Genomic DNA, 3,000 nt, shown 5'->3' with positions numbered 1-3,000 from the left:
CCCCCGGGCTCACGGCCGGACCGGGCCGCCGCCCGCGCCGGTCGCGGTGAGCGCGGCGGCGATCGCGTCCAGGTCGTCGGCGGTCAGCCGGAGCGCGGCGGCGTCGATCCAGCCGTCGATCTGCTCGGGGCGGCGGGCGCCGACGATCGCACCGGTGACGCCGGGCCAGTGCAGCGTCCAGGCGAGCGCGACGGCGGCGACGGTGCTGCCGTGCGCCTCGGCGACCGGACGCAGCGCGTCGACCAGGGCGAGGTTGGCGGGCAGGCCGGTGGTGAAGTCCGAGGCGCCCTTGCGCCAGTCGTCCCCGGGCAGGGCCGCGACCCGCTCGGCGGTGAACGTGCCGGTCAGCAGCCCGGAGTGGAGCGGCTGGTAGACGATCGAACCGGTGCCGTGGGCGTGCGCCCAGGCCAGTTCGGGCGCGGCGTGCCGGGAGAGCAGGCTGAACTGCGGCTGGATGGCGTCGACGTGCGCGACCTGCTCGGCGGCGGTCAGCTGCCCGGTGTCGTGGTTGGAGAGGGCGATCGCCCGGACCTTGCCCTCGGCCTTGAGCGCGGCCAGCGTCGCCCAGTACTCCTCCAGGGCGGTGGCGTGGCGGGCGCTGGTGACCGGGTCCTGGTCGGGGGCGAAGGTGAGCAGCGCGCCGTCGCCGGGCCAGTGCGCCTGGTAGAGGTCGATCCGCTCGACGCCCAGGCGGCGCAGCGAGCCCTCCAGTTCGGCGCGGATGCTGGCGGGCTTGAGCAGCTTGCGCGGGGCGGCGAACGGGTCGGGCTCGTCCCAGACCAGGCCGGCCTTGGTGAAGACGTACGGGCGTTCGGCTTCCGGGAGGGCGGCGAGGGCCCTGCCGACGACCTCCTCGGAGTGGCCGAGGCCGTAGGCGGGGGCGGTGTCGATCCAGTTCACCCCGGCGGCCACGGCCCGGTGGATGGTGGCGATCGAGTCGGCGTCGTCCTGCGGGCCCCAGGAGAAGCTCCAGCCGCTCCCGCCGATCGCCCAGGCGCCGAAGCCGAGCCGGGTGATCTCCAGGTCCGTGCCGCCGAGCCGCGCGGTGGGCCAGGCGTCGGGCCGGGCGTCGGGCAGGGCGTTGGTGGTCATCTGCTTCCACCCACTCGTGGGCCGGGGCCCCGGGCGGTGGGGGCGGCGGGCGGGCGGGTCGGCCGGGGGCGGGGGGGGCGGGGCGCCGCCGTCCGTCCGGCCCGGCGGCGCACGACCCATCCTCACGGCCGGGCGCGCTCGCACCCAGGGCCCTGCTCGTCCCCGGTACCGCCGAACCTGGGTCTGCCGGAACCCCCTTCGTCGCCGGGGGCGTCCGGCCGGGGCGGGGGACGGTGGGCGTCGACCAGGCGGGCGGGTACGGCGAGGACGGCGAGCCGGCCGTCGGCCGCGGCGGGGCGCAGGCCGGCCGGGGTGGTGAAGGGGCCGGTGACGATGACCAGGGTGCCGTGGGCGCGCAGGGCGCGGCACCATTCGCGGGCGGCCGCGAGGGGCCCGTCGTACCAGGGCGCCCCGTCGGGGCGGGTGACGACCAGTCGGGCGCCGTCGAAGGCCGCGGACCAGTCCCGGCGCAGTTCGGGCGGCTCCCCGGCGCCGCTCCACCCGTCGCCGGCCGGGGCGGGTCGTTCCGGGGCCGCCGGAGCGACCAGCACCGGGCGGTGATCGGCCATCAGTTCGGCCCAGGGCCCCCACGTCCGCCCGCCGCCACCGCCGACCAACTCCACCCCGTGCTCCTCGTCCGGCTCGCGTCCGCCCGCCCCGGTCGGGCGGACGATCCGCCGACCGCTTCGGAGCCGGACCGGATCCGGATGGGACGGCCGCGCACTGGATCCGGCGGGCGTCGCACGACGGGGGGCCCGGCCTCGGGGGGGGCGGCCGGGCCCTCGTCCGCCGCACCCACCGCCTGCCCCGCCGCCGCGCTTCCACACCGACGACTTTCTTCCGCCGAGCCCGGAGGGCCACCGGCCGCCACCGACCGCCGCCGACCCCCACCGGCCGCCACCGACCGTCGCCGACCGCCGGGGTTCGGGTTCACTAGGATCACGGCCATGAACCGACGAGCCGACCTCGGTGCCTTCCTGCGTTCCCGGCGTGCCCGGATCCGGCCGGAGGAGGCGGGGCTGCGGTCCTTCGGCGAGCGCCGCCGGGTGCCGGGTCTGCGCCGGGAGGAGCTGGCGCAGCTCGCGGGGGTGAGCGTCGACTACTACACCCGCTTCGAGCAGGGCCGGGCGGAGAACGTGTCCGACGCCGTGGTGGACGCGGTGGCCTCGGCGCTGCGGCTGGACGCGGTGGAGGCCGGCCACCTGCACCGGCTGGTGCGTCCGGTCGGTGCGCCCCGGCCGGCGCCCGCCCAGCAGGTGCGCCCGGGGCTGCGCCGGCTGCTGGACTCGATGCCGCACACCCCGGCGTACGTGGTCGGGCGGCGCACCGACGTGCTGGCCTGGAACACGCCGATGGCCGCCATGATGGTCGACTTCGCCGCGCTGCCCCCCGAGCGGCTGAACAAGGCGTGGCTGGTGTTCTGCCACGAGGAGCTGCGCAGCCGCTTCGTGGACTGGGAGGCCAAGGCCCGCGACATCGTCGGCTACCTGCGCCTGGACCGCGGCCGGCACCCCGACGATCCGGCGTACCCGACGCTGATCGGTGAACTCTCGGACGCCAGCGCCGAGTTCCGGCGGTTGTGGGAGCAGCAGGAGATCCGGGAGAAGACCCACGGCAGCTACCACCTGCGCCATCCGGCGGTGGGCGAGTTCACCGTCGCCTACGAGAGCCTGACCCTGCCCGGCGACCCGGACCAGACCCTGGTGACGTACACCGCCGAGGAAGGCTCCCCCTCCCAGGCCGCCCTGCACCTGCTCGCCGAGCGCCCCTTCGCGCCGGTCGGGTCCGGGTCCGCCGCCTCCTGACAGCGCGTCGGGCCGGGGAGGGTTCCGCCGCCGGCCGGTCAAGTCCTGGTGTCCGGCACCGGCCGGGGCGGCCCGGGGGAACCGGCGCGGACCTTGCCGACCC

At 77.4% G+C, this 3,000-nt stretch carries 3 protein-coding genes; 1 reads left to right on the top strand and 2 read right to left on the bottom strand.

Going from position 1 to position 3,000, the window contains the following annotated elements; all coding sequences use genetic code 11:
• Positions 1–9 precede the first annotated feature (9 nt).
• Together ACFUEL_RS37685 and ACFUEL_RS37680 are read right to left on the bottom strand one after the other, a co-directional pair.
• Complete coding sequence (locus ACFUEL_RS37685; protein WP_380242416.1) at positions 10–1,092, bottom strand: aldo/keto reductase; 1,083 nt, start codon at positions 1,090–1,092, stop codon at positions 10–12.
• A gap of 122 nt (positions 1,093–1,214) precedes the next feature.
• Positions 1,215–1,715: a hypothetical protein gene (locus ACFUEL_RS37680; protein ID WP_380242414.1), complete on the bottom strand. Its 501-nt coding sequence runs from the start codon at positions 1,713–1,715 to the stop codon at positions 1,215–1,217.
• 324 nt (positions 1,716–2,039) lie between these two features.
• Here ACFUEL_RS37680 and ACFUEL_RS37675 point away from each other — a divergent pair, with 324 nt between their 5' ends.
• A complete protein-coding gene (locus tag ACFUEL_RS37675; protein WP_380242412.1) occupies positions 2,040–2,897 on the top strand; it encodes a helix-turn-helix transcriptional regulator in 858 nt (285 codons plus the stop codon).
• The last annotated feature ends 103 nt before the right edge of the window (positions 2,898–3,000 follow it).

Source organism: Kitasatospora sp. NPDC057198 (assembly GCF_042670125.1).
Classification (GTDB): Bacteria; Actinomycetota; Actinomycetes; order Streptomycetales; family Streptomycetaceae; genus Kitasatospora.
The sequence above is the reverse complement of the archived record's forward strand: the minus strand, read 5'-3'. Positions and strand labels throughout refer to the sequence as shown.

Bases quoted from the DNA above. Each gene is read 5' to 3' on its own strand.
- ACFUEL_RS37685 (WP_380242416.1), bottom strand. From the start codon at position 1,092: ATGACCACCAACGCCCTGCCCGACGCCCGGCCCGACGCCTGGCCCACC.
- ACFUEL_RS37675 (WP_380242412.1), top strand. From the start codon at position 2,040: ATGAACCGACGAGCCGACCTCGGTGCCTTCCTGCGTTCCCGGCGTGCC.